The organism is Haladaptatus sp. T7, from assembly GCF_026008575.1.
Classification (GTDB): Archaea; Halobacteriota; Halobacteria; order Halobacteriales; family Haladaptataceae; genus Haladaptatus; species Haladaptatus paucihalophilus.
On sequence record NZ_BROP01000001.1, the window covers coordinates 445817 to 467114 of the forward strand.

The window sequence follows — 21298 nt, forward strand, 5'->3', positions numbered from 1 at the left end:
TCAGTCGAGTTTTTCCGCCGCGTCGCGTTCGATGAGCGGTCCCGCGTTTTCGGACGGGAGCGCAACCACGTCCTCGGTTTCGAGGTCGTACTCGCGCTCGTCCACGCCGAGAATCGACCCGACATCGCGGGTGATTCTGACCGTCGTCCGGTCGTCCGCGGGGTCCGAGTCCGACGATTCGGCGGATTGCCCAGTATCCGAAGCCGAAGCGGATGGGGCGGACGATTCGGATAGTGCGGAGGACTCCGGTCCGTCCGGTGCGTCCGCGTCCGGCGCGGACGCCTCTCCCGGTTCCCGAGCGGTCGCCTCGCTAGGTGGCGACGGTTCGGGAGGCGTAGACTCGTCCATCTGGGACGAGGCGGCCGCGTCGTGCTCCCCCGCAATCGCGGCCGCCTCGTCCGACGGACGGTCGCCCGCGGGGTCCGGTTCGGATTCGGCGGCGTTCGCGTCGGAGGCGGTCGTATCGGTACCCATCGTATCGGAGACGGGTGCGTCCGAGGCGGTCGAGGGACGTGCGCTCGGGTCGGCGGCCGCCGTGTCGGGGGCGTCCGAGGCGCTCGCCGTCGATTCGGCGCTCCCCTCGTTGCCAGCCAACACGTCGAGAACGGTCGCCTTGTTCGACTCGATACGGTCTACGAGGTCCGCAAACAGCTGTTGTTCCTCGCTGGTCAGTCCGTCCTCGTCGGCCGGAATTCCGGCCGCGGAGAGGCTCGCACGCTTGACGACCTTGCCGACGCGGCGTTCGTACACCGCCTCGACGACCTCCTCCGCGGTCTTGATTTCGTCGGTGAGTTGATTGACTTCAGCGGAATCGAACGGGTCGTCCGCCCGTTCGGCGGCCCGCTCGCGCTCCTCGCGGAGGCCGCGGATGTAGGCCCCGACGTCCGCGTAAAACGACTCGCGCAGATGCTGTAAGCTGTCCTTCGAGCGCTCCTTGCTCTGCACACTGCGGAGTTCGTCGAGATTCATTCTTTCCCCTTTTCTGCCCGGTCGCGCACCATAAGAAAGATGGCGACGTATTCGGGAATCGATACATCACCCGCCGGGAGCCTAAAGCTTTCGCCACCGAGCGAAACGTGCGCCTCGGACGATAGTTCGACCGTCACTTCGTGCGACCGGAACGTCTCAGGGACCGCGTCGCGGAGCGGGTCGAAATCGTCGAGTCCGTCGCGCGGAATCCGCGTCACTTCCAACCCGCTCCCGCCGTGGAGGCTGCCGGGAAGTCGTATCAAGCGGTGCGTGTCGGTCGTGACGGGTTCGTCCACCGCCGCGCTTTCGGCCGCGAACACGTCGTCGGCCAGAATCCGCGCGAGTTGGTAGAAAGCCGGGTGAACGTCCACGTTCCCGCGGTCTATCTCCCGGCGGTTGTTCGTCGCGGCGTTGTACGCTCCCTTCGCCTTGCCGGAGCCGATGCCGTCGAACTCCTGCAACCGTTCGAGGGCGTCGGCTTCGTCCATCGACAGGAGGTCGTCCACGAACGAGTTGACGTACGCGTGGACGCGACCGCCCCACCCGCCGCTGGTCGGCAGGGTTCGTTTCTGCGTCGGGTTCTTGAGTCCGATTCCGGCGACCGTCTCCGACTGCACCAGCGATTCGAAGTCCACGTCGCCCGCCCGGACGTAATCGACGATTTCGCGCCGTCCCTCGCGGTCCAACCCCTTGACGTCCTCGTCCCGAACGTGGACGTGGTAACCGCGGCCGCCCGAGAAGACTATCGTCATGTCTTCGAAGCCGAAATCCCGTTCGAGGATGTCGAGGAGGTCGAGCAGTTCCTCCTTACACCGAGCCAGCATGTCGGCGTAGGGGGTTTCGGGCGTGACGCCCGGCAGGTGGTCCGCGTCCAAGTCGAACACGAGGTCGGCGCTCTGCCAGCCCTTCGCGTCCATCGTCCCCGCACCGGGGTCGCGGTAGCGACCGGCGGAGAAGTAGACGTGTCGCGGACGCTCGCGTTCGAGAAAGCCGCCGAGGGTGCCGAGGTCGAGGAGGGAGTTGTGCCGAACCATCGTCGTGCCCGGTCCGGTGGTCCACGGGATGTACCCCCACTCGCGCTCGTCGGCGTCCGGCGGGAGTTCCGGCGCTACCGTTCGGTAGTGGTCACGGAACCGGCCTCGGAGATACGCACGCGTCCGCTCTTCCATCGTACGTTCATGAAACACCCGATTGATTAAAGCGTTGTTTCTTCGGATTACGCGGTCGCTGCTCGGGACGATATCACCGGTCCGCCGTGCGTGGTCGGAACCGAACGGTTAGCTACGCATGAAATCCGAGAGCCGTTTGGCGATGCTTTCCTCTTCGCCCAGTCGGAGGTAGAAGGCGTCGCCGCTGTCTTCGTAGTAGTTATCGATGCGACGCTCGACGGCGAAGCCGAGGTGTCGATAGAAGTCGAGTGCGTTCTCGTTCGTCGTTCGGGCGTGACAGGTGACGGAGGCGTGATTGTCCGCGACCTTCGCGACGAGCCGTTGACCGAACCCTTCGCCCCGGAACTCGGGTGCGACCGCGAGAAAGAGGATGTATCCGTCGCGTCGGACCGCCGCGAACCCGACGAGTCGTTCGCCGTCGTCGTCCTCGGTGACGTAGCAGTAGACGGTCGACCGGCGGTACGCGTCCGTGAAGAATCCCCGTCGTTGTTTCAGCACGCCCTCGCGCTGCCGGATGCGCTCTTTTAGCTGCCACGCCTCCTCGACGTAGCGATTGTCGCCCGGCCCGACGACGCGCGTGTCGATATTTACGCTCACTGCGAGGGAGTAGCAGGCAGACAAATATAATTCCACCGGCATACGAATCATCGAGATGTCGGAGTGGCAAGCCTCAAACCGGTAGCGAGCGAGGAATAGACGATGAGCTACGCGCTCCGAGAACACACCGCCGATATCGGGGTCGAAGCGACCGGAGAGACGATTTCCGACGCGTTCGCCGCCGTTGCGGACGGCATGGCGGCGGCCATGTGCGACGACATCCCAGCGGGCGGAACGCGCTTCGCCCTCGACGTGCGCGCCGAGAGTCGGGAGGCGCTCCTGTTCGACTACTTGGACGAACTCATCTACCAGCGCGACGTCCGAGCCGTGCTCCCAGTCGAAAACGAGGCGAGCGTCCGCGAGGACGGCGACGGCTGGCATCTCAACGGAAGCGCACGCGGCGTCCCGCTCGCCGACCTCTCGGCGCGGGAGGTCAAGGCCGTCACCTACTCCGAGATGGTCGTCGAGGAGACCGACGACGGCTGGCGCGCCTACGTCGTGTTCGACGTGTGAACGGCGGAATGGATGGGTGAACAGCAGAAAGGAGTGTGAACGGCGAACGGATGGGGTGAACGGGGAATGGACGGGGAGAACGGGACGAAATCGTCGTCGGCCGCGAAACGACGGGGAAGTTCATCACCCCCGAAACGCCTTCCCACGTGTGCCTCGAAGTAGCACGTATGAAGACGTACACGGCGGGGGACGTCACGCTCGAACGGGTTCGGGAGTACGTGTGGGAGATTCCACGGGAGGGGAAAATGGGAACGCCCGCTCGCGTCCTTGCCAGCGAGCGACTGCTCTCCCAGATTGCCGAGGACAAGACGCTCCAGCAGTTGCGGAACGCGACCCAGTTGCCGGGGGTGACGAAGTACGCCGTCTGCATGCCGGACGGTCATCAGGGATACGGTTTCCCCGTCGGCGGCGTCGCCGGAATCGACGCCGAAAACGGCTGTATCTCGCCGGGAGCTGTCGGCTACGACATCAACTGCGGCGTCAGGATGATGCGGACGAATCTGACGATGGACGACGTGCGGGGCCACGAGGAGGAACTCGTGGACGCGCTGTTCGACGCCATCCCGTCCGGGTTGGGCGGCGGCGGCGTCGTCGAATCGGGCATCGACACCGTGAACGAGGTGCTGGAGCGCGGCATGGCGTGGGCGCTGGACGAGGGCTACGCGACCGACGCCGACCTCGCGCACTGTGAGGACGAGGGGGTCCGGGAGGAGAGCGACCCGTCGGCCGTTTCGACGAAGGCGAAGAATCGAGGAAAGAACCAACTCGGGAGCCTCGGGAGCGGCAACCACTTCCTCGAAGTCCAGCGCGTGACGGACGTGTTCCGGGAGGAGGTCGCCGACGCGTACGGACTCTCGGAGGGGCAAGTCGTCGTGCTCATCCACTGTGGCAGTCGCGGACTGGGCCATCAGGTCTGCACCGACTACCTCCGGAAGATAGAGAAACGGCACTCGGGGCTGCTGTCGAAACTCCCGGACAGGGAACTCGCGGCCGCGCCCGCCGGAAGCCGACTCGCCGAGGAGTACTACGCGGCGATGGGGGCGGCCATCAACTTCGCGTGGGTGAACCGACAACTCGTCATGCACCGCACGCGCGAGGTGTTCGAGGACGTGTTCGACCGGCCGTGGCGGACGATGGGGATGGAACTGCTGTACGACGTGGCGCACAACATCGCCAAGAAGGAGACGCACGTCGTGAGGGTTGGGCCGGAGGGCCGACCAGTGGGAGACGGAGAAGCCGTCGAGCGCGAGGAGCGAGAGCTGTTCGTCCATCGAAAGGGAGCGACGCGCGCCTTTCCGGCGGGCCACCCCGAGGTGCCCGGCGCGTACCTCGACGTGGGCCAACCCGTCATCATCCCCGGCAGCATGGGGACGGGGAGCTACGTCCTCCGCGGCGGCGAGGCGTCGATGGAGCTTGGGTTCGGCTCGACCGCACACGGCGCGGGCCGAGTGATGAGCCGAACGCAAGCGAAGAAGGACTACTGGGGCGGGGACGTGCGGGAGGAACTGGAACGCGAGCACATCTACGTCAAAGCCCAGAGCGGCGCGACGGTCGCGGAGGAAGCGCCGGGCGTCTACAAGGACGTGGATGAAGTCGTGCGCGTATCGGACGCGCTGGGAATCGGAGATACGGTCGCTCGAACGTTCCCCGTCTGCAATATCAAAGGCTGACGCGCCGTCCCGACGAAATCCTACGCGAACGGATAGGAACAACGTTTCTTTTACTAATCCAAAGATTTTGATATCTATGGAGTGAAACTACCCCATGCGACGACGAGCGTTACTCGGCGCGGTCGGAACGAGCGTGACTGCTGGCTGTCTCGGGGACGTCCTCCATCTCTCCCGTGGTGAGTCCCGCTTTTCCATCGAAAACGACCCCGTTCCGGCCGACTTTCCGGCGACGCTCTCGGCGAGGCTCCTCTCCGACGAGACGGCGGCGCATCCGCCGCGAATTCGAATCGACTTCGAGTACACGGGGGACGAACCTCGCACCGTTCGGTTCAACTACCCCGGCCCGTTCGCGGACACGCTCGCCGCCGGACCCGACGGCTCGAAACTCGTTCTCGAATACGAAGCCGAGATGGGCAGTCGCCACGACGGTTGTTGGTGGGCAACGCCGTCAACCGGACGCGGTGCGGCCGAACATCGCCGGTTCAGTTCCGGCGACGAAGCGCACGTCGAGTGGGAAGTGTTGACACACGAGGAGTCGGACACCTGTTATCCATCGGGACGCTATCGCTTCGTCGATAGGTACTACGTGGACGGCGGCACGTACGAGTGGGGATTTCAGCTACGGATACGCTAAGTTCTGAAATCGAAGTTCGGCGCGTCCTCGGGTCGGAGCGGCACGTCCGGGTCGAGTTCTTCTCCCCTCTCGTAGCGGACGAAGTTGAGGTAGTACAGTTCGCCACAGCCGTCACCGTCGGTTTCGCTCGCGCCGCAGACGAGTTCCACGCCGTCCGCGTCCTCGAACTCGTCGTAGGCGTTGGCGTACTCCCACCCGTCCAAGGGGTCGGCCGTGACCGATTTGTCGGCCAGGCGGGCATCGCGTTGGAGCGTTGCGATGGCACCGCAGTGTGGACAGTAGTAGCGAACGGGGACGGTCATGATGACCGATTAGCGTCGGGAGAAGGTAAACCGTTCGTCACCCGTGGTGAGGAGGGACGGTAACGCGGAGTGAAACCGGAAACCCAGAACAATCTTGTAGCCCGGTGAACTTCGTTAGCGCATGATAGACGAGACAGTCGAGGAGATACAGGAGATGCAAACGCACAGCTCCTCGACCGTCGCGGTCAAGGCGGCGAGAGCGCTCTCCGACCTCGTGGACCGCGATTTCGAGACCGTCGAGGAGTTCGAGCGCGCGCTCGACCACAACAGCAGCGTCCTTCGTCGGGCGAACCCGTCTCACGCCTCGCTCGTCACGACCCAGCGGGCCATCGTGGCGATGGTGACGGAAGCGGATAACGAAACCGTCGAGCAGGCGAAAGAGAACACGCAGGAGGCCATCGATAGCGTCGTCGAGCAGGTCATGACCGCCAAGCGACGCGCCGCCGAGAACGCCGCGCCGCTGTTCGAGGACGGCATGACGCTCATGACCCACGATTACTCCTCGACCGTGCTGGAAGCCGTCGAAACCGCCGTGGCGGACGGCGCGTACCTCGACGTGTACGTCATGGAGGCCCGGCCGCGCTACCTCGGCCGCAAGACCGCGCGCGTGCTCGGCGAAATCGACCAGGTGGACGCGACGCTCATCGTCGACAGCGCCGCGGGCCACTACCTGCCCGAGTGTGACCGCGTGTTCACCGGAATGGACTGCATCGTGGACGAAACCCTCTACAACCGCGTCGGCACCTTCCCGCTGACCGTCACCGCGAACGAAGTCGATGTCCCCGTCACGGCCGTCGGTTCCAGCGCGAAAATCGTCGGCGAGGCGTTCCGGTTCGAGAACGACTTTCGCTCGCCCAGCGAAGTCATCCGTGAACCGGCGGAGGGCTTTGCGGTGTGCAACCCGGCCTACGACGCCACGCCGACCGAACTCCTCGATTCCGTCGTGACGGACGAAGGAACGTGGGAGTACTGACGCCAATCCCTTATTCGACCTGCACCCACTCGCCGCTCTCGTCGCTTCGCTCGATAGCGTCCAGTACCTTCTGCACCGCCACGCCGTCCGCGAAGTTCGGGTGGTATTCCGTCCCACTCTCCACAGCGGACAAGAACTCGTAGTTCTCGTGGACGAACGTGTGTTCCCAGCCGATGACGTGGCCCGGCGGCCACCAGTGCTCGACGTACGGGTCGGACTCGTCGGTGACGAGCACCGTCTCGTAGCCGCGATTCTCGCCGCGTAGGACTTCGAGTTCGTTGAGGCGTTCGAGCGAGAACTTCAGGCTTCCCTCGGAGCCGTGAATCTCGATGGTGTGGTCGTTCTTGTGACCGTTCGCGAACCGCGAGGCCTCGAACGTCGCCATCACGTCGCCCTCCAGTTCGGCCTGTGCGGAGTAGGCGTCGTCCACGGTGACCGGTCGCGTTTCGTCTGCGGCGGTTTCACCGTCTCCCGTAGACTCCCCCTCTACCGGACGCTCGTCCACGAACGTCTGTAGGTGGCCCGAAACGCGCTCCACGTCGCCGACGAGGAAGCGCGCGAGGTCGATGGTGTGCGCGCCGAGGTCGCCGAGCGCGCCGCTTCCCGCCAACTCCTCGTCGTTGCGCCACGACCACGGCGCGTCGGGGTCGACCAACCAGTCCTGGAGGTAGCGACCGCGGAACTGGTGAATCTCGCCGAGCACGCCGTCCTCGATGAGTCCCTTCGCGTACTGGATGGCCGGGATGAACCGGTAGTTGAACGCCGTCGCGGTCGGGACGTCCGCCGACCGTGCGGCCTCGGCCATCCGTTCCGCGTCGGAGAGATTCGCCGCGAGGGGTTTCTCACAGAGGACCGGGACGCCCGCCTCCAGCGCGGCGATGGAGGGTTCGGCGTGGACGAAATTCGGTCCGAGATTGTAGAACACGTCCACCTCGTCGATGACTTCCTCCCAGTCCGTGCTCGTGTGGGCAAAGCCGAGTCGGTCCGCGGCCTCCGAAAGCGCTTCCTCGTCCCGCCCGATGAGCGTGTGCCGTTCGACGTCCGGTGCGTCGGGGAAGAACATCGGCAACCGCGCCAGCGCGTTCGCGTGGGCTTTTCCCATGAACCGGTAGCCTAACACACCGACTTTCAGCGTCATGATTGCGTTCACGTTGTTCGGGAAGGGATTTAGTGTTTAGTGGCCCGCCGGGAGACGGGGATCGGAAATTCAGCGACATATCGCCCCAACGCGACCGACTCCTTATCATCGCGGCGGCCGAACATCGTCGCGTGGCGTACGCCGAACTCCGTGCCGAACTCTCGGGTAATCCTTCTCCCCGCGTCGTCGCGTTCCCCGACGGGAGCATCGATACGTTTTCGAGGATTCGCTCACCCGCCGGACGACTCGACTCGTTGACCTCGTTCTCCGACGAACTCGCGGACGGCAAGCGGTCGTTCCACCTCGAACCGGAAACGCGGGAGGCGGGCGGACAGGCCGTCAATATGGCGAAACAGGTGCACGCGCTGGGCGGCGACACGGAACTGTACGGCCATCTGGACGACCCGCTGCTCGCCGACCTCCCGTTTCCGTGCGTCTCGATGGGCGAACCGGCGGCCGTATCCGTGCTGGAACTCGGGGACGACGGCGTTCTCTTCGCCGCGGAGTCGGACGCGATACGGGACTGGACTGCGGCCGACGTACGAACCGCGATGGGCGGCGATTTCGCGCCGATACGCGACGCCGACGGGGCGTGCTGTGGAAACATCGCGTCGTTCCCGGCCCTCCTCGACGTGTTTCGCTCGCTCGCCTCGACGGACGGGGACGGCGACGGTGGCGCGTTCGTCCTCGACCCCGGCGACCTGACCGACGTGGCAGCCGAGACGATAGCGGACTACTTCTCGGTGCTCTCCGACCTCGACGACCGTTTCGAAGTCGTCCTGAGCGTGAACGACCTCGAAACCGACCGCCTCGCGGAGGTGGTCGGCGGTCGGGGGAAGTCGAAATCCGACTCGCTCGAACGAATCCGAGACGAGGCGGCCGTCTCGGCAATCGTGTATCACGGCACGGAGCGAGCGGTCGCCGCGACCCGCGACGGGACCCTCACCGTTCCCAACTACACCGTTTCGACCGTCGAGCGAACCACGGGGGCGGGCGACCGGTTCTCCGGCGGACTGACGTTCGGCCGCGCGAGCGGGTGGGACTGGGAACCGACGCTGGCGCTGGCGAACGTCTGTACGTCGCGGTACGTCGAAACGGCGACGACCGTCGATGTCGAGGCGGTACTGAGCGAAGAGTGGACGAAATAGCGTCGGGCGACTACACGCGGGCCAACCACCGCTCGGGGTGGTCGAGTTCGTCGTCGGTCGGCAGGTTCTCCGGTTTCTCCCACACGCGGGTCGCCATCTCGACGTCACTGGCGGAGACGACGTGCTCGAAGAAGTCCTTCCCGCGTTCGTACTGTCGCCGTTTCATGCCCAGTCCGAGCATGCGCCGGACGAGTTTCGACAGCGGGTTCATCCCTTTCCGTCGTGCATCTATCTTCGCGCGGAGGTCCTCGTACTCGTCGTCGAACGCCTCGTCCATCAGGAGTTCGGCGTATCCCTCGACGGCGGTCATGGCGGTGTCCAGTTCCTTGAACGCCTCGCGGTCCACCTCGCCGTGGGCGAGCGCCTCGATGCCGGACTCCATCTCGCGTTCGAGGTAGTCCGACAGCCACGGGGCGGCCCCGAACTCCGCGGCGTGGGTCACTTCGTGGAACGCGATCCAGCGGCGGAAGCGGTCGGGGTCCACGTTCAGTTCCTCGGTGATGCGGGTGATGTTCGGGTGGACGAAGTAGAGCGCGTGGTCGTCGCCCTCGGCGAGCAAGAGCGGGTCGTACTGCCCGAGGACGTTGTTGCCGAGGAGGGCGAGCATGAACGACATCGTTCCCGTGTTGAGGACGCGGGCGACGCCCGGGAGCACGTCCGGGCCGTACTCCTCGATGGGTTCCATCACGCGCTCGAAGGTCGCGATGTTCGCGTCCATCCAGTGGTGTCGGTTCTGGATTTCCACGGTCTTCGGGACGTCGAAAGAGACGCCCGAGACCTCCCGGACGCGGGCGCGAGCGTCGCGCACGTCGGTCGCATAGCCGGACTGTTCCGCCGGAGAGAGGTCTATCGACCCGGGGTCCGTCGCCGCCTTCGCTGCGTCGGCCACCGCGGTCCAGTCGATGGGGCCGCTGCCGGACGCGCCGGTGACGGCACGGACGCTACGGTAGAGATTCACAGCACTACGTTGGAGTCACGCCGACAAAATCCTTCTGTCCGGTCACTCCCGTCGCCGCTTCACCCGTTTCGCCAGCGCGATGATGACCGCGAGAACGATGAGCGGTCCGAGTTTCCCGGCGATGGACGGCGGTTCCGTCTCCCGTTCACCGGGTTCGCCTTCCGGTTCCGATTCCGGTTCCGACTTCGAACCGAATCCGGTCGACGATTTCGTTTCGCCCGTGTTGAGCGTGAAGTCCGGTTCGTGGAGATGTAGTTCGAAAACACCCATGCAACAGCAATCGACGGTCGTCCCCTTATCGATTCTGGGGGACGTGTCTGTTAGTTTATTATTTTTCGTCATCTTCGGGAGTTTGAAGGCGCACTGTCGCTCCTTTCCGACTATGGACGAGAAACAACGCACGTTTCTGGAGACGCTGTTGACGACGCCCAGTCCGTCCGGATTCGAGGTTCCGGGCCAGCGCGTCTGGGTCGAGTACGTCTCGGAGTTCGCGGACGAAGTGCGAACCGACGAGTACGGGAACGCGGTCGCGGTCGTCGAGGGCGACGGTCCCGAACTCGCGTTCGCGGGCCACGCCGACCAGATCGGGTTCATCGTCGCCGGAATCGACGACGACGGCTTCATCAGAATCGACCGAATCGGCGGGACGGACCGCACCGTCACGAAGGGCCAACACGTCGTGATTCACGCCGACGACGGCACCGTCAACGGGGTCGTCGGCCAGCGAGCGATTCACCTGCGCGACACCGAGGACGACGAGTTCGACGACATCGTGGAACAACACGTCGATATCGGCGTCGAAAGCGAGGAGGAGGCCGCCGAACTGGTCGACGTGGGCGACCCGATAACGTACACGCCGACCGTCGAGGACCTTCGGGGCACGCGACTGGCCGGGCCGGGCATCGACAACCGCGTCGGCACGTGGGTGGCCGCTGAGGCGCTCCGCCGGGCGGCCGAGCGAGACGCCGACGCGACCGTCTACGCCGTGAGCACGGTCCAAGAGGAACTCGGCTTGCAGGGTGCGAAGATGGTCGGCTTCGACCTCGACCCGGACGCCATCGTCGCCATCGACGTGACGCACGCCATGGACAGCCCGGACGTGGACGGCGAGAAGCGCTTCTCGGACCTCACCATCGACCTCGGCGGCGGTCCCGTCGTCGCCCGCGGCAGCGCGAACCACCCCGAAGTCGTCGCGGCGGTCCGCGAGGCGGCGGACGAGGCAGGGGTACCCGTACAGCTACAGGCGGCGGGCATCTACACCGGCACGGACGCCGACGCCTTCTTCACGGCCCGCGGCGGAACGCCGTCGCTCAACCTCGGACTGCCGAACCGGTACATGCACACGCCCGTCGAGGTCATCGATACGGACGACTTGGACGCCTCCGCCGACTTGCTCGCCGAATTCGCGGTGCGAGCGAGCGACCGCGACGGCTTCGAAGTTGACATCTGAACGGAACCACTCGACTCTCGTTCCGGTACGTTTATCAACACAAACACTGGGATTGTTGATATGAGCGGACGACCACTCGACGTTCTCGAAGCGTCGTTGAACTCGGCGGTGACAGTGCAGTTGAAAGGTGGCGAAGAGTACACCGGCACGCTGACCGGCTACGACCAGCACATGAATCTCGTCATCGAAGACGAAGACACAACCATTATACGCGGCGATAACGTCGTTTCGATTACTCCATGACTGGTGCAGGAACTCCAAGCCAGGGTAAGAAGAACAAAACGACGCACGTGAAATGCCGCCGTTGCGGTGAGAAATCGTATCACGTGAAAAAAGGCGTTTGCTCGTCGTGCGGCTTCGGTAAATCGAGCAAGCGACGCGACTACGAGTGGCAGAGTCGAGCGGGCGACAACTAACCGCCTGCTACGGATTTTCTCCATCTCGATACTTCTCTCTCGACCAGGCGTCGGCTATTTCGAACCCACAGTATACACGAGCATGCATATTTCTGTCTGAAACGCTGGGAAATACGGCACGATAACGAGGGTTTTTACTACTGTCCCGCGCTACGGACAGCTATGTCATGTGGCCGGGACGGAGACCTCGGCGGACCGACCGAGAAGTGTGGCGTCGTCGGCGCGTCGCTCGCGGGTCGGGACGCGGCACGCCCCCTCTACTACTCGCTGTACGCCCTCCAGCACCGCGGGCAGGAGTCGGCAGGCATCGTAACACACGACGGCTTCCAACAACACGACCACGTTTCGATGGGCCTCGTCGGAGACGCCTTCACCGAGGCGGACATCGACGGCCTGAAGGGAAGCGCCGGAATCGGCCACGTCCGCTATCCGACCGCCGGAAGCGTGGACAAGAGCTGCGCCCAGCCCTTCACCGTCTCGTTCAAGAGCGGGTCGCTCGCGCTCTCGCACAACGGTAACCTCGTCAACTCCGACGAGATTCGGGACGAACTCGCCGGAAAGGGCCACGCGTTCACGTCCGACGGCGACACCGAGGTCATCGCTCACGACCTCGCGCGCAACCTCCTCGAAGAGGACCTCGTTCGCGCGGTGAAGCGAACCATGAACCGAATTCACGGCTCCTACTCGCTCGCCATCATGCACGACGAGACGGTGCTCGGCGTGCGCGACCCGGAAGGAAACCGCCCGCTCGTTATCGGCGAAGTCGAAGACGGCTACGTCATCGCTTCCGAATCGTCGGCCATCGACACCATCGACGGCGAACTCGTCCGCGACGTTCGACCCGGCGAACTCGTCGTGCTCCGACCGGACGGTGAAGGGTACGACACCTACCAACTCGTCGAACGCGACCGACCCGCCCACTGCTTTTTCGAACACGTCTACTTCGCCCGCCCGGACAGCGTCATCGACGACAATCTCGTCTACGAAGTGCGACGCGAGTTGGGGCGAAAGCTCTGGAAGGAAAGCGGCATCGAGTCCGACGTGGTGATGCCCGTTCCCGACTCGGGTCGGGCGTTCGCGTCCGGCTATGCGGAGGCCGCACAAGAAGACGGGTCGAACGTGGAGTTCGCGGAAGGCCTCATGAAAAACCGCTACGTCGGCCGGACGTTCATCATGCCGACGCAGGACGAACGCGAGCGGGCGGTTCGTCTCAAACTCAACCCCATCAAATCCACCGTCGAGGGTCGAACCGTCACCATCATCGACGACAGCATCGTCCGGGGGACCACCTCGACGCAACTCGTTCGACTCCTCAAGGACTGCGGGGCAGAGGAGGTTCACATGCGAATCGGCGCGCCGCCAATCATCGCCCCCTGCTACATGGGCATCAACATGGCCACCCGCGAGGAACTCATCGCCTCCGACAAATCCGTCGAGGAGATTCGGGAGGCGATTTCCGCCGACAGCCTCGCCTACCTCTCGAAGGAAGCCATCGCCGACGCGCTTTCGGTCTCCCAATCCGACCTCTGTCTCGGCTGCGTCACGGGCGAGTATCCCTACGACATCGACGACGAGGAGACTGACCGCGACGTGACGCGCCCGGTCATCGACGGCGCGAGCGACTGATTCCACTCTAGCGACCGAGACCGTAGTTTTAGGGAATTTCGCGTGTATATCTCCGTAGTATGCCGAATCCGTCCGGCCGGGACGACCATCCCTGTCGCTCGACGCGGGCCGCCCGGAGCCACCGCCGGGAGAGTTGGTTCGGTCACGGACAGATAACGTCCACCGAGAAGAGCGGCTTCGGGCGGTTTCTCGACGATATCGTCTACGCGTTCGCGGACGTTTCGCTGCCGCTCATCCCGTTCCTCTGGTACGTGAGAGTCGGCGCGCCGAACCGCTTTTTCGGCCTGAAAACCTCGGCGTTCGTCGGGTGGATGACGATGGTCGTCGTGACCGCGTTGATCCGCGGAGGATGGCTTCCGCCGCTGGCCACGGAGACGCGAGGGTGGGTGTCGTTGGCTCCCGCCCTGTTGCTCTTCAGGCTCGTCTACTTCAACGCGGTTCTCGCCGTCGTGGCGTACGGCGGCGGAACGGTGGCGAACGCGATGGGATTACCGCTGGTTTCCGTCGCGTTTTCGATGGGGATTGCGAGCGTCGGAATCGCCGCCTTCCCGCGGCTTGCAGAGCTGTTTTGTGACCGTTTCCTCGTTTCGGGGGTTCGTCCGGGCGACTAACGACGCATCCGCTACAGAACTCGTTTTTGCGACGTCATTCCTCGTGTAACAACCGCTCGATATCGGCGTCGTTCAGCACGTCGAGCAGGCTCGCACCGTTTTCGTACTCTCGCCATTGACGAGGAGTCAGGGACACACCTCCATCGCGCGCCTCCAGTCGCTCCGCGAGCAGTTCGTCCAGGTCGTCCGGGTCGTATCCCGGTATTGGCATGTACAGGTTGTACGGGGTCGGCCCGCAAATATCGTGTGGCTAGATTTCGTTTCGTTCGGCAATAGACGGCCTAAAACAGCCATATTTTGGATTTAAGAGAATCAGTACACCACGTACAACAGCGCGTAGACGACCACCCCGAGCGCGAAGGACGTGAGCCAGAGCGACGCCGCGATGCGCCCGACGCGACGGTGGTTCGTCTTCGGGAGGTCCGCTACCGGATGGGAGAGGGCGAGCAAGAGCACGTAGTAGAGCAGGGGGATACACACCATGGCGAGGACCATGTGTATCGCCAGAATCGGGAGGTAGAGGTACTGTTGTACGGTCTTCGGGCCGGGGAACTCGGTCGGTCCCTCCAACGAGACGCGGTAGAGGTAGAGACCGAGAAAGCAGACGAACAGGCCGAGTCCGGTCAGCATTCCGGCGCGGTGGCGGACGACGTGTCCGTGTTGAATCGCGTGCCACGCGGTGCCGATGACGGCGATGGCGGCGACGCTGATGATGGCGTTGAGGTGCGGAATCGCCTCCAGAAACCAGTGCGGTGCGCGCGGAATCGCGTGTTCGGGGACGACGCCCAACACGGCACCGAAGACGAGTGCCAGCGAGACGATGCTCAGGAGCGCCGTCAGCGTCGGAACGTTGTTTCGGACGGAGGATTCCATACTCGCGTCTTGCAGTCCGGTCGGTATACCAGTTATTTCACTATTTTGTACAGTCGGTCGCATTCACAGACGGGACACCGGTCGAACGGCAGGTCGAACGCGCGGGCACACCCCGGGCAAACGTAGTCGACGCGCGTATTTTTCAGCCGGGAGATGAGGCCAAGCGACATCAATTCAGCATGGTTCCCAGAAAGTATTAGCGTATTGGACGCCCGTTGTCATGTCCGTGCGAACGCCTGCCGTCGCCGGGCCAAATGAAAGGCCTTTTATTATCCCACCATCTACGATTGAGTGCAGACAGACACAGCGAGCGTGGGTAGCCAAGCTAGGCCAACGGCGCAGCGTTGAGGGCGCTGTCCCGTAGGGGTCCGCCGGTTCAAATCCGGTCCCACGCATCGCATACGCGGCTTCGCCGCGAACATCAACGATGCAGGTGATCTCCTTCGTGGACATCACCCACGCACAATTCCTACCGAACCAACATTCACCAGCCGAGGCTGGTTCTTTTGCGGCACGTTCGACGACTCAGAGTCGAATATACGCGTAGCCTCGGGTCTGGAGGCGGGTCAGTTCGCCCACACCGGACGAGACGGTTTCGACGCCCGCGACGAGTTTCGATTCGTCCACCGCGGGATTTCGAACGGCGTTACTGCACACCTTGTACTCGACGTCACGGTCGAGCAGTCCCCGAACGTCGTCGGCGACGTCAGAACCGCGTTCGAGGGTCGCGATGGCGACCCCGGCGTCGAAGAGGACGGCGACAGTATCGACGTCGAGCGTCTCGTCGGCGAGCAGGTTTCGGACTTTCGCCACGGCGATTGCGGCGGCTTCCGGCGTCGAAACGTGGAATACGGTTTTCACGACGGAAAGGCGTCCTCGGCAAAAAAGTCGGTTCCGATTCGTCAGTTAGAACCCTTCGTGCGTGGCGATTCGGTCGCGCAATTCGGGCGGAATCTCGGTGGGGTCGCCCGACTCGTCGAACACGACTTGTACGGTTTCGCCGGTGGCGGCAACCTCGTCTCCGGCCCGAATTTCGTGTTGCATCGTGATGCTCGTCGTTCCGATGTCGGTGACGCGCACGCCGACTGTCACGTCGTCTCCGCCGGTTATCGACCGGTGATAATCGAGTTCGAGGTGGGCGATGACGCCGTTGATTTCGTCGGATGGAATCCCGATAACGTCCCGGAAGTACGCGATGCGCGCCTGTTCGAGGTACGTCGCGTAGACGGCGTTGTTGACGTGACCCATCGTATCGAGGTCACGGTAGCGCACCTCGATACCAGTCGTGTAGCCGAATTCGTCCATGAAACTCGTAGCGGAAAGCGGCTAAACCATCTGTCGATTCCGTCCCGGCTACTCCGCCCGCCGGAGTTTCATCGAGGGGAGCCTCCCTTCGTCTCCACCGCTCGTTTCGCACCACTGCCAGCCCGCGACGGAACCGCGGAGCCGGGCGGCGAGTAACAGAGACGGGGGACGGGTTGCAGAGGACAATCTATTTCGTTGTCGGCTGATACGAATCGGCCATGCCCTCCGACTCAACCGACTCGCTCGTCGTCTGGGGAATCGTCATCGTCGGCGTCCTGACGTTCCTGTACAGCATCCTGCTCGCTAGCCAGCCGTTGGCGTGGTTCGGTATCGCGTTTCCGTTGCTCGGACTGTACCTGTTCTGGCGGTTCGTTCGCGCCGTCGAGCGAATCGCCGACGAAATGGAGCGGTAATCGGTCTCGCTCGAACACTACCGAACCGCCTCGGTTTCGTGGTCGAACGCCTGCACTTCGACGGCGCGTCCCTCGGGGTCGTCGGCGAAGAAGTGGTAGATATCGTATTTCGGATTCTCCTCCGGCGGGTCGCGTGCTCGGTCGGCGAGTTCGTCGTACAGCACGTCCACGCCGTCGCGGTCCGCCGTGACGAACGTGAGGATGCCGTCGGTATCGGCCGACTCGCGCTCGCAGAAGCCAAAGCGCATGTTGTCGTACTGCAACACCGTACAGTCGGTCTGTTCGAGCCACACCTCCGCACCGAGGCGGTCGGTGTAGAACGGAACGGTTTCGGCGCGGGATTCGCTGGCGAAGAAGACGATGCCGCTCATTGATGGGACGACACGTCGCGCAGAAAAATGGGTTTCGCCCCGTTCAATCCGACCGAAGCATCACGTCGGTCGCCTTCACGACGGCGGTCAGTTCCATTCCTTCCTCGATTTCGAGGTTCTCGGCCGATTCGCGGGTGATGACGGCCGCAACTTCCTCGCCACCCACGTCGAGAACCACCTCGGCGGTCACGTCGCCGGTTTTCACGTCCACTACCTCCCCGTCGAGTCGGTTTCGTGCGCTTAACATCCGGGTTCCCCCGGGACGAAGACGACGAGGCCGAGAATAAGCGTTCGGGCGGACTTTGCTCCGGCGAACAAACGCGATATTGAAATGTAGGCCCCCCATAGCGAGGGTATGGCAAAATATTCGACCGGGAACTCGTCCGGCGGCGGCAGCGGCGGTTCCTGTGAACTCTGCGGGAAGGCGTCCGATTCGCTGACCGAGGCGAGCGTCGCGGGCGCGACGCTCCACGTCTGTCCGGACTGTGCGAGCCACAACGACGCCGCACAGCCGACGAAATCGAAGAGCGAAGGCAACGCGATGAGCGAACAGGACCGCAAGCGCAGGGCGGCCCAGCGCACGGCCCGAATGGACGACGCCCGGAAGGGCGACGCGAGCCACTGGGAGGAAGAGGGAACGAGTTACGACAGCGACCCGCTGCCGTACCTCGTCTCCGACTACGGCGAGCGCGTCATCGACGCGCGACAGGAGGAAGGTCTCCAGCGCGGCGAACTCGCCGACGAACTCGAGGTTCAGGAGAACGACCTCCTCGCGGTCGAACAGAACCGAGCGAACCGCGCGGGCGTCGGCGGGTCAGTCATCGAAGCGCTGGAGGAGCGTCTCGGCGTTACGCTGTCGGAGTCGGCGTAGCGTTTTTGTCCGCCCGTTTCGGAGAACGGGGTATGACCCGCGCGCCAGCAGAGCCATATCGGACGAGTTTCGACGCGACCGTCGCGGCAATCGACGGGAGGAACGTCTCCCTCTCGGAGACGTACTTCTACGCCGAGAGCGGCGGCCAACCGGCGGACAGGGGAACGCTCGGCGGGATTTCCGTCGTCGACGTGCAGAAACGCGACGGCGACGTCGTTCACACGCTCGAAACCGACCCCGAGTTCGAGGAGGGCGAGGAGATTCGCGGACAGGTGGACGAGGAGTTCCGCACCTACTGCATGCGGTCGCACACGGCGAGCCACGTCCTCTACGGGGCGGGACGACTGATTTTGGACGACCTCGGCTACGGCGGGTTCGACATCGGCGAGGAGAAGATTCGCGTCGATTTCCAGACCTCGACGGACATCGACGACGACGTTCTCGTCGAACTCGAACGCCTGACGAATCGGGCGGTGTGGGATTCGTTGCCCGTCTCGTGGGAAGCGGTCCCGAAGGAGGAGGCGCTGGCGCGAGAGGATATCGCATTCAACACGAAGACGGAAGAAGGCGTGCTGAGCGGTTCGGAGACGGTTCGCGTCGTCGATATCGAGGGATGGGACGTGGCGGCCTGTGGCGGCACGCACGTCGAGAACACGCGCGAAATCGGGCCGGTGACCATCGTCGACCGGTCGAACCCCGGCGAGGGAATGACGCGCGTCGAGTTCGCCGTCGGCCCGCCGGCCATCCGAACGCGGGCGGACGAAAAGCGGAGCGCGCTGGCGGCCGCGCGAATCGCCGGAACAGGGGTCGAGGATTTACCGGACGAAATCGACCGGCTCACCGGCGAAATCGACGCGCTGGAAACCGAGTTGGCGGACGCGAAATCACGGCTCGTCGGCGCGACCATCGACGAACTCGCCGAGGAAACCGTCGCCCGAAACGGCCACGAGTGGTTGGTCGGCACCATCGACGGTGTCGGGCCGAACGAACTCAGCGACAGGGTGCGAGAACTGGCGGGCGAAACGGCGGACGTGGTTGCGCTCACCGGAAAAGAGGGGTCGACGTTCCTCGTCGTCGGGACCGACGGCGACGTCGAAGCGGGCGACGTGGTGGACGAGGTGACCGCCGAGTTCGGCGGCGGCGGTGGCGGTAGCCCGACGTTCGCACAGGGCGGCGGCCTCTCGGCGGACCCCGACGACGTGGTGGCGTACTTGCGAGACTGAGTTACTCGACGCCCAACTGCTCGAAGACGAACGTCCACTCGTCCAACTTCTCGCGGACGATCATCTCGGTCGGCTTGCCGACGCCGTGGCCCGTGTCCCGTTCCTCGCGGAGGAGAATCGGCGCGTCTCCGGTGTGTTTCGCCTGCATTCTGGCGGCCATCTTCCGGGCGTGGGCCGGATGGACCCTCGTGTCCCCCTCGGCCGTCTTGAACAGGACGGCGGGATACTCCCGCTCCTCGACGTTGTGATACGGCGAGTATTCGCGGATGTACTCGAACGCCTCCGGGTCGTCGGGCGACCCGTACTCCGCCGTCCACGACGCGCCGAGCAGGAACCGGTGGAACCGGAGCATGTCGAGGAGCGGAACGATACAGAGGCAGGCGGCGAACAGATCCGGGCGCTGGGTGATGCTCGCGCCGACCGTCAGTCCGCCGTTGCTCCGACCGTCGATGGCGAGGCGCTCGGGACTCGTGTAGCCGCGCTCGACGAGGTGTTCCGCCGCCGCGATGAAGTCGTCGAAGGTGTTCTGTTTGTGCTCCTTCCGGGCCGCGTGGTGCCACTCCTCGCCGAACTCGCCGCCGCCGCGGACGTTGGCGACGACGAAGACGCCGCCTCGTTCGAGGAAGGGGACGGCGTAGCGTCGGAACGCGGGCGTCTGGCTGAGTTCGAACCCGCCGTAGCCGTACAGCAGCGTCGGGTTGTCGCCGTCCGGTTCGACGCCCGCGTGAACGACGAACAGCGGGACTTCGGTGCCGTCCGCCGACTCGTACCGCTCCCGTTCGACCTGCAGGTCGGCCTCGACCGGAACCTCGGGTGCGTCGAGTTTCGTCACGCCCTCGCCGACGACGTAGCGGTAGACGGTCGGGGGGTGGTCGAACGACTGGTACCGGAAGAAACACTCGTCCTCGTCCGTCGAACCGTGGAGACTCCCCTCGTCGATGGACCCTAACTCGGGAAGCGACGCGTCTTCGACGCGCGCGCCGTCGAGGTCGAAAGCGACGAGTTCCGAAACCGCATCGCGTTCGTAGTGTGCGACGATGTGGTCGCCCGCGAGCACGAAATCCCGGAGGATGGCGTCGTCGCGCTCCGGGACGACGGATTCGAACGTCTCGGGTGCGCCGTCCCCGGCGGCGTCCGCCAACTCCGCCGCGACGATTCGGTAGTTCGGCGCGTCGAGGCTCGTCAGGAAGAAGGCCCGACTCCCGCGGAGGTGTGGCTCGAAGATGGCGTCCTCGCCCGTCACGAGCGGTTCGAACTCGCCGTCCCGCTCGGCGTAGACGTCGGTGCGTTCCCACCCCCGCGTGAGCTCGACCACGAGGTAGTCGCTGTCCGTGTCGGTGTGGAGGCCCGCCCACGTCTGCTCGTCGAGTTCGATCGGGAGTTCGTCGTCTGCGTCGTCCTCGCCGCCCCCATCTAGTCGGTGATACGCGAGCGATTTGTCGAGTTGTCCGCCGTCTTCGAGCGCGCCGGTTCGGCCGTAGTAAAATCCCTCGTCGGTCCACGCGAACGACCGCTCCCCGGTCCGACCCGTCTCGCGGAGTTCGTCCACGAGGTCGCCCGTTTCCGCGTCCACGACGCGAACGTCGTACTGTTCCGTGCCGCCCTCCGTGACGCCGTAGGCGACGAGCGAGCCGTCGGGTGAGGGGACGAACCAGTCGAGGGTCAGGGTGGCGTCGTCGCTCCACTCGTTCGGGTCCGCGAGGACGCGGCGCTCGCCGTCGAGGTCGTTCCGAACGGTCAACAGCGGCAAGTCCTCGTCGGCGGGCGTGTACCGCTGAAAGTAGCCGTTCGGCGTCGGAACGACGGGGAAGTAGGCCGCGGAGTTCGCCAGCGCCCGAAACCGGGGTTCGAGGTCGTCGCGCGTCTCGCCGTGGAGGAACGACTCCGCGTACTCGTTCTGCGCACTCACCCACGCCGAAACGTCTTCCTCGTCGCCTTCCAGCCAGCGGTACGGGTCGCGTATCTCCTCGCCGTGAAGCGTTTCGACGACATCGCGCGTTTCGGTGGGTGGGGGAGTCCGTGGCATACCGTCGATAGTGGAAACCGCGGCTAATACGTTGTCGGGAAG

The 21298-nt window shown here is 64.4% G+C and carries 27 protein-coding genes and 1 tRNA gene; 14 read left to right on the forward strand and 14 right to left on the reverse strand.

The window, feature by feature from the left end:
* From OPC11_RS02490 to OPC11_RS02500, 3 genes are all read right to left on the reverse strand, one after another.
* Window positions 1-969 (reverse strand): hypothetical protein, encoded by a 969-nt coding sequence (locus tag OPC11_RS02490; RefSeq protein WP_264780905.1) that lies wholly within the window; start codon window positions 967-969, stop codon window positions 1-3.
* Window positions 966-2138 (reverse strand): DNA primase small subunit PriS, encoded by a 1173-nt coding sequence (gene priS / locus OPC11_RS02495; protein WP_007977652.1) that lies wholly within the window; start codon window positions 2136-2138, stop codon window positions 966-968. Before priS ends, OPC11_RS02490 begins: the two co-directional genes overlap by 4 nt.
* A gap of 108 nt (window positions 2139-2246) precedes the next feature.
* Window positions 2247-2735 (reverse strand): N-acetyltransferase, encoded by a 489-nt coding sequence (locus tag OPC11_RS02500; RefSeq protein WP_007977653.1) that lies wholly within the window; start codon window positions 2733-2735, stop codon window positions 2247-2249.
* 102 nt (window positions 2736-2837) lie between these two features.
* Here OPC11_RS02500 and OPC11_RS02505 point away from each other — a divergent pair, with 102 nt between their 5' ends.
* The 3 genes from OPC11_RS02505 to OPC11_RS02515 all read left to right on the forward strand — a co-directional run bounded on the left by OPC11_RS02505 (window position 2838) and on the right by OPC11_RS02515 (window position 5552).
* A complete protein-coding gene (locus OPC11_RS02505) occupies window positions 2838-3248 on the forward strand; it encodes an archease (protein ID WP_264780906.1) in 411 nt (136 codons plus the stop codon).
* Window positions 3249-3415: 167 nt separating this feature from the next.
* Window positions 3416-4918: an RtcB family protein gene (locus OPC11_RS02510; protein WP_264780907.1), complete on the forward strand. Its 1503-nt coding sequence runs from the start codon at window positions 3416-3418 to the stop codon at window positions 4916-4918.
* 94 nt (window positions 4919-5012) lie between these two features.
* Window positions 5013-5552 carry a hypothetical protein gene (locus OPC11_RS02515; RefSeq protein ID WP_264780908.1) on the forward strand — a complete coding sequence of 180 codons (540 nt, stop codon included), beginning with the start codon at window positions 5013-5015 and terminating at the stop codon, window positions 5550-5552.
* Here OPC11_RS02515 and OPC11_RS02520 read toward each other — a convergent pair.
* Complete coding sequence (locus OPC11_RS02520) at window positions 5549-5854, reverse strand: hypothetical protein (protein ID WP_007977657.1); 306 nt, start codon at window positions 5852-5854, stop codon at window positions 5549-5551. The two genes, OPC11_RS02515 and OPC11_RS02520, sit on opposite strands and share 4 nt — an antisense overlap.
* A 121-nt stretch (window positions 5855-5975) precedes the next feature.
* Here OPC11_RS02520 and OPC11_RS02525 point away from each other — a divergent pair, with 121 nt between their 5' ends.
* Window positions 5976-6827, forward strand: a complete 852-nt coding sequence (locus tag OPC11_RS02525; protein ID WP_007977658.1) for a translation initiation factor eIF-2B — start codon at window positions 5976-5978, stop codon at window positions 6825-6827.
* Between the two features lie 10 nt (window positions 6828-6837).
* Here OPC11_RS02525 and OPC11_RS02530 read toward each other — a convergent pair whose 3' ends face one another.
* Window positions 6838-7965 (reverse strand): Gfo/Idh/MocA family oxidoreductase, encoded by a 1128-nt coding sequence (locus OPC11_RS02530; protein ID WP_264780909.1) that lies wholly within the window; start codon window positions 7963-7965, stop codon window positions 6838-6840.
* 131 nt (window positions 7966-8096) lie between these two features.
* Here OPC11_RS02530 and OPC11_RS02535 point away from each other — a divergent pair, with 131 nt between their 5' ends.
* Window positions 8097-9113, forward strand: coding sequence for a PfkB family carbohydrate kinase (locus OPC11_RS02535; protein WP_264780910.1), 1017 nt, complete (start codon window positions 8097-8099; stop codon window positions 9111-9113).
* Window positions 9114-9123: 10 nt separating this feature from the next.
* Here the strand turns inward: OPC11_RS02535 and OPC11_RS02540 are convergent, their stop codons facing one another.
* Window positions 9124-10071, reverse strand: a complete 948-nt coding sequence (locus OPC11_RS02540) for a zinc-dependent metalloprotease (RefSeq protein ID WP_007977661.1) — start codon at window positions 10069-10071, stop codon at window positions 9124-9126.
* Between the two features lie 42 nt (window positions 10072-10113).
* A complete protein-coding gene (locus tag OPC11_RS02545; RefSeq protein WP_264780911.1) occupies window positions 10114-10341 on the reverse strand; it encodes a hypothetical protein in 228 nt (75 codons plus the stop codon).
* Between the two features lie 112 nt (window positions 10342-10453).
* Between OPC11_RS02545 and OPC11_RS02550 the strand changes: the two genes are divergently transcribed.
* From OPC11_RS02550 to OPC11_RS02570, 5 genes are all read left to right on the forward strand, one after another.
* Window positions 10454-11521, forward strand: a complete 1068-nt coding sequence (locus tag OPC11_RS02550; protein ID WP_264780912.1) for a M20/M25/M40 family metallo-hydrolase — start codon at window positions 10454-10456, stop codon at window positions 11519-11521.
* A 60-nt stretch (window positions 11522-11581) separates the two neighbouring features.
* Entirely contained in the window at window positions 11582-11764 is a 183-nt protein-coding gene (locus OPC11_RS02555; protein WP_007977665.1) for an LSM domain-containing protein, read from the forward strand.
* Window positions 11761-11937 carry a 50S ribosomal protein L37e gene (locus tag OPC11_RS02560; protein ID WP_007977666.1) on the forward strand — a complete coding sequence of 59 codons (177 nt, stop codon included), beginning with the start codon at window positions 11761-11763 and terminating at the stop codon, window positions 11935-11937. Before OPC11_RS02555 ends, OPC11_RS02560 begins: the two co-directional genes overlap by 4 nt.
* A 162-nt stretch (window positions 11938-12099) precedes the next feature.
* The gene (gene purF, locus OPC11_RS02565) at window positions 12100-13563 is read left to right on the forward strand and encodes an amidophosphoribosyltransferase (protein WP_264780913.1); all 1464 of its coding nucleotides are present in this window, start codon (window positions 12100-12102) and stop codon (window positions 13561-13563) included.
* A 59-nt stretch (window positions 13564-13622) separates the two neighbouring features.
* Window positions 13623-14174 carry a hypothetical protein gene (locus OPC11_RS02570; RefSeq protein WP_264780914.1) on the forward strand — a complete coding sequence of 184 codons (552 nt, stop codon included), beginning with the start codon at window positions 13623-13625 and terminating at the stop codon, window positions 14172-14174.
* Between the two features lie 34 nt (window positions 14175-14208).
* Here the strand turns inward: OPC11_RS02570 and OPC11_RS02575 are convergent, their stop codons facing one another.
* Entirely contained in the window at window positions 14209-14385 is a 177-nt protein-coding gene (locus OPC11_RS02575; protein WP_007977669.1) for a hypothetical protein, read from the reverse strand.
* Between the two features lie 101 nt (window positions 14386-14486).
* On the reverse strand, window positions 14487-15047 hold the full coding sequence (locus OPC11_RS02580; protein ID WP_007977670.1) for a DUF420 domain-containing protein: 561 nt from the start codon (window positions 15045-15047) through the stop codon (window positions 14487-14489).
* A 310-nt stretch (window positions 15048-15357) separates the two neighbouring features.
* On the opposite strand from OPC11_RS02580, the gene OPC11_RS02585 reads away from it, so the two are divergent.
* Window positions 15358-15442: transfer RNA gene (locus tag OPC11_RS02585), tRNA-Leu, on the forward strand.
* 130 nt (window positions 15443-15572) lie between these two features.
* On the opposite strand, the gene OPC11_RS02590 is transcribed toward OPC11_RS02585, so the two are convergent.
* Both OPC11_RS02590 and OPC11_RS02595 read right to left on the reverse strand, forming a co-directional pair.
* Entirely contained in the window at window positions 15573-15908 is a 336-nt protein-coding gene (locus OPC11_RS02590) for a DsrE family protein (RefSeq protein ID WP_264780915.1), read from the reverse strand.
* A gap of 45 nt (window positions 15909-15953) precedes the next feature.
* Window positions 15954-16352, reverse strand: a complete 399-nt coding sequence (locus tag OPC11_RS02595) for a thioesterase family protein (protein ID WP_007977675.1) — start codon at window positions 16350-16352, stop codon at window positions 15954-15956.
* A 218-nt stretch (window positions 16353-16570) separates the two neighbouring features.
* Here OPC11_RS02595 and OPC11_RS02600 point away from each other — a divergent pair, with 218 nt between their 5' ends.
* A complete protein-coding gene (locus OPC11_RS02600; protein ID WP_264780916.1) occupies window positions 16571-16765 on the forward strand; it encodes a hypothetical protein in 195 nt (64 codons plus the stop codon).
* 17 nt (window positions 16766-16782) lie between these two features.
* On the opposite strand, the gene OPC11_RS02605 is transcribed toward OPC11_RS02600, so the two are convergent.
* Together OPC11_RS02605 and OPC11_RS02610 are read right to left on the reverse strand one after the other, a co-directional pair.
* Window positions 16783-17136, reverse strand: coding sequence for a VOC family protein (locus tag OPC11_RS02605; protein WP_264780917.1), 354 nt, complete (start codon window positions 17134-17136; stop codon window positions 16783-16785).
* 43 nt (window positions 17137-17179) lie between these two features.
* Entirely contained in the window at window positions 17180-17383 is a 204-nt protein-coding gene (locus OPC11_RS02610; protein WP_007977678.1) for a TOBE domain-containing protein, read from the reverse strand.
* A gap of 108 nt (window positions 17384-17491) precedes the next feature.
* Here OPC11_RS02610 and OPC11_RS02615 point away from each other — a divergent pair, with 108 nt between their 5' ends.
* The gene (locus OPC11_RS02615) at window positions 17492-18007 is read left to right on the forward strand and encodes a multiprotein-bridging factor 1 family protein (protein ID WP_007977679.1); all 516 of its coding nucleotides are present in this window, start codon (window positions 17492-17494) and stop codon (window positions 18005-18007) included.
* 32 nt (window positions 18008-18039) lie between these two features.
* Complete coding sequence (locus OPC11_RS02620) at window positions 18040-19230, forward strand: DHHA1 domain-containing protein (RefSeq protein WP_007977680.1); 1191 nt, start codon at window positions 18040-18042, stop codon at window positions 19228-19230.
* Window position 19231: 1 nt separating this feature from the next.
* Here the strand turns inward: OPC11_RS02620 and OPC11_RS02625 are convergent, their stop codons facing one another.
* Window positions 19232-21256 (reverse strand): prolyl oligopeptidase family serine peptidase, encoded by a 2025-nt coding sequence (locus tag OPC11_RS02625; protein ID WP_264780918.1) that lies wholly within the window; start codon window positions 21254-21256, stop codon window positions 19232-19234.
* Between the last annotated feature and the right edge of the window lie 42 nt (window positions 21257-21298).

Excerpts from the sequence above, each read along its gene's own strand:
- OPC11_RS02490 (WP_264780905.1), bottom strand. The coding sequence starts at position 969 with ATGAATCTCGACGAACTCCGCAGTGTGCAGAGCAAGGAGCGCTCGAAG.
- priS (WP_007977652.1), bottom strand. The coding sequence starts at position 2,138 with ATGGAAGAGCGGACGCGTGCGTATCTCCGAGGCCGGTTCCGTGACCAC.
- OPC11_RS02505 (WP_264780906.1), top strand. The coding sequence starts at position 2,838 with ATGAGCTACGCGCTCCGAGAACACACCGCCGATATCGGGGTCGAAGCG.
- OPC11_RS02510 (WP_264780907.1), top strand. The coding sequence starts at position 3,416 with ATGAAGACGTACACGGCGGGGGACGTCACGCTCGAACGGGTTCGGGAG.
- OPC11_RS02515 (WP_264780908.1), top strand. The coding sequence starts at position 5,013 with ATGCGACGACGAGCGTTACTCGGCGCGGTCGGAACGAGCGTGACTGCT.
- OPC11_RS02520 (WP_007977657.1), bottom strand. The coding sequence starts at position 5,854 with ATGACCGTCCCCGTTCGCTACTACTGTCCACACTGCGGTGCCATCGCA.
- OPC11_RS02525 (WP_007977658.1), top strand. The coding sequence starts at position 5,976 with ATGATAGACGAGACAGTCGAGGAGATACAGGAGATGCAAACGCACAGC.
- OPC11_RS02530 (WP_264780909.1), bottom strand. The coding sequence starts at position 7,965 with ATGACGCTGAAAGTCGGTGTGTTAGGCTACCGGTTCATGGGAAAAGCC.
- OPC11_RS02545 (WP_264780911.1), bottom strand. The coding sequence starts at position 10,341 with ATGGGTGTTTTCGAACTACATCTCCACGAACCGGACTTCACGCTCAAC.
- OPC11_RS02550 (WP_264780912.1), top strand. The coding sequence starts at position 10,454 with ATGGACGAGAAACAACGCACGTTTCTGGAGACGCTGTTGACGACGCCC.
- OPC11_RS02555 (WP_007977665.1), top strand. The coding sequence starts at position 11,582 with ATGAGCGGACGACCACTCGACGTTCTCGAAGCGTCGTTGAACTCGGCG.
- OPC11_RS02560 (WP_007977666.1), top strand. The coding sequence starts at position 11,761 with ATGACTGGTGCAGGAACTCCAAGCCAGGGTAAGAAGAACAAAACGACG.
- purF (WP_264780913.1), top strand. The coding sequence starts at position 12,100 with ATGTCATGTGGCCGGGACGGAGACCTCGGCGGACCGACCGAGAAGTGT.
- OPC11_RS02570 (WP_264780914.1), top strand. The coding sequence starts at position 13,623 with ATGCCGAATCCGTCCGGCCGGGACGACCATCCCTGTCGCTCGACGCGG.
- OPC11_RS02575 (WP_007977669.1), bottom strand. The coding sequence starts at position 14,385 with ATGCCAATACCGGGATACGACCCGGACGACCTGGACGAACTGCTCGCG.
- OPC11_RS02580 (WP_007977670.1), bottom strand. The coding sequence starts at position 15,047 with ATGGAATCCTCCGTCCGAAACAACGTTCCGACGCTGACGGCGCTCCTG.
- OPC11_RS02595 (WP_007977675.1), bottom strand. The coding sequence starts at position 16,352 with ATGGACGAATTCGGCTACACGACTGGTATCGAGGTGCGCTACCGTGAC.
- OPC11_RS02600 (WP_264780916.1), top strand. The coding sequence starts at position 16,571 with ATGCCCTCCGACTCAACCGACTCGCTCGTCGTCTGGGGAATCGTCATC.
- OPC11_RS02605 (WP_264780917.1), bottom strand. The coding sequence starts at position 17,136 with ATGAGCGGCATCGTCTTCTTCGCCAGCGAATCCCGCGCCGAAACCGTT.
- OPC11_RS02610 (WP_007977678.1), bottom strand. The coding sequence starts at position 17,383 with ATGTTAAGCGCACGAAACCGACTCGACGGGGAGGTAGTGGACGTGAAA.
- OPC11_RS02615 (WP_007977679.1), top strand. The coding sequence starts at position 17,492 with ATGGCAAAATATTCGACCGGGAACTCGTCCGGCGGCGGCAGCGGCGGT.
- OPC11_RS02620 (WP_007977680.1), top strand. The coding sequence starts at position 18,040 with ATGACCCGCGCGCCAGCAGAGCCATATCGGACGAGTTTCGACGCGACC.
- OPC11_RS02625 (WP_264780918.1), bottom strand. The coding sequence starts at position 21,256 with ATGCCACGGACTCCCCCACCCACCGAAACGCGCGATGTCGTCGAAACG.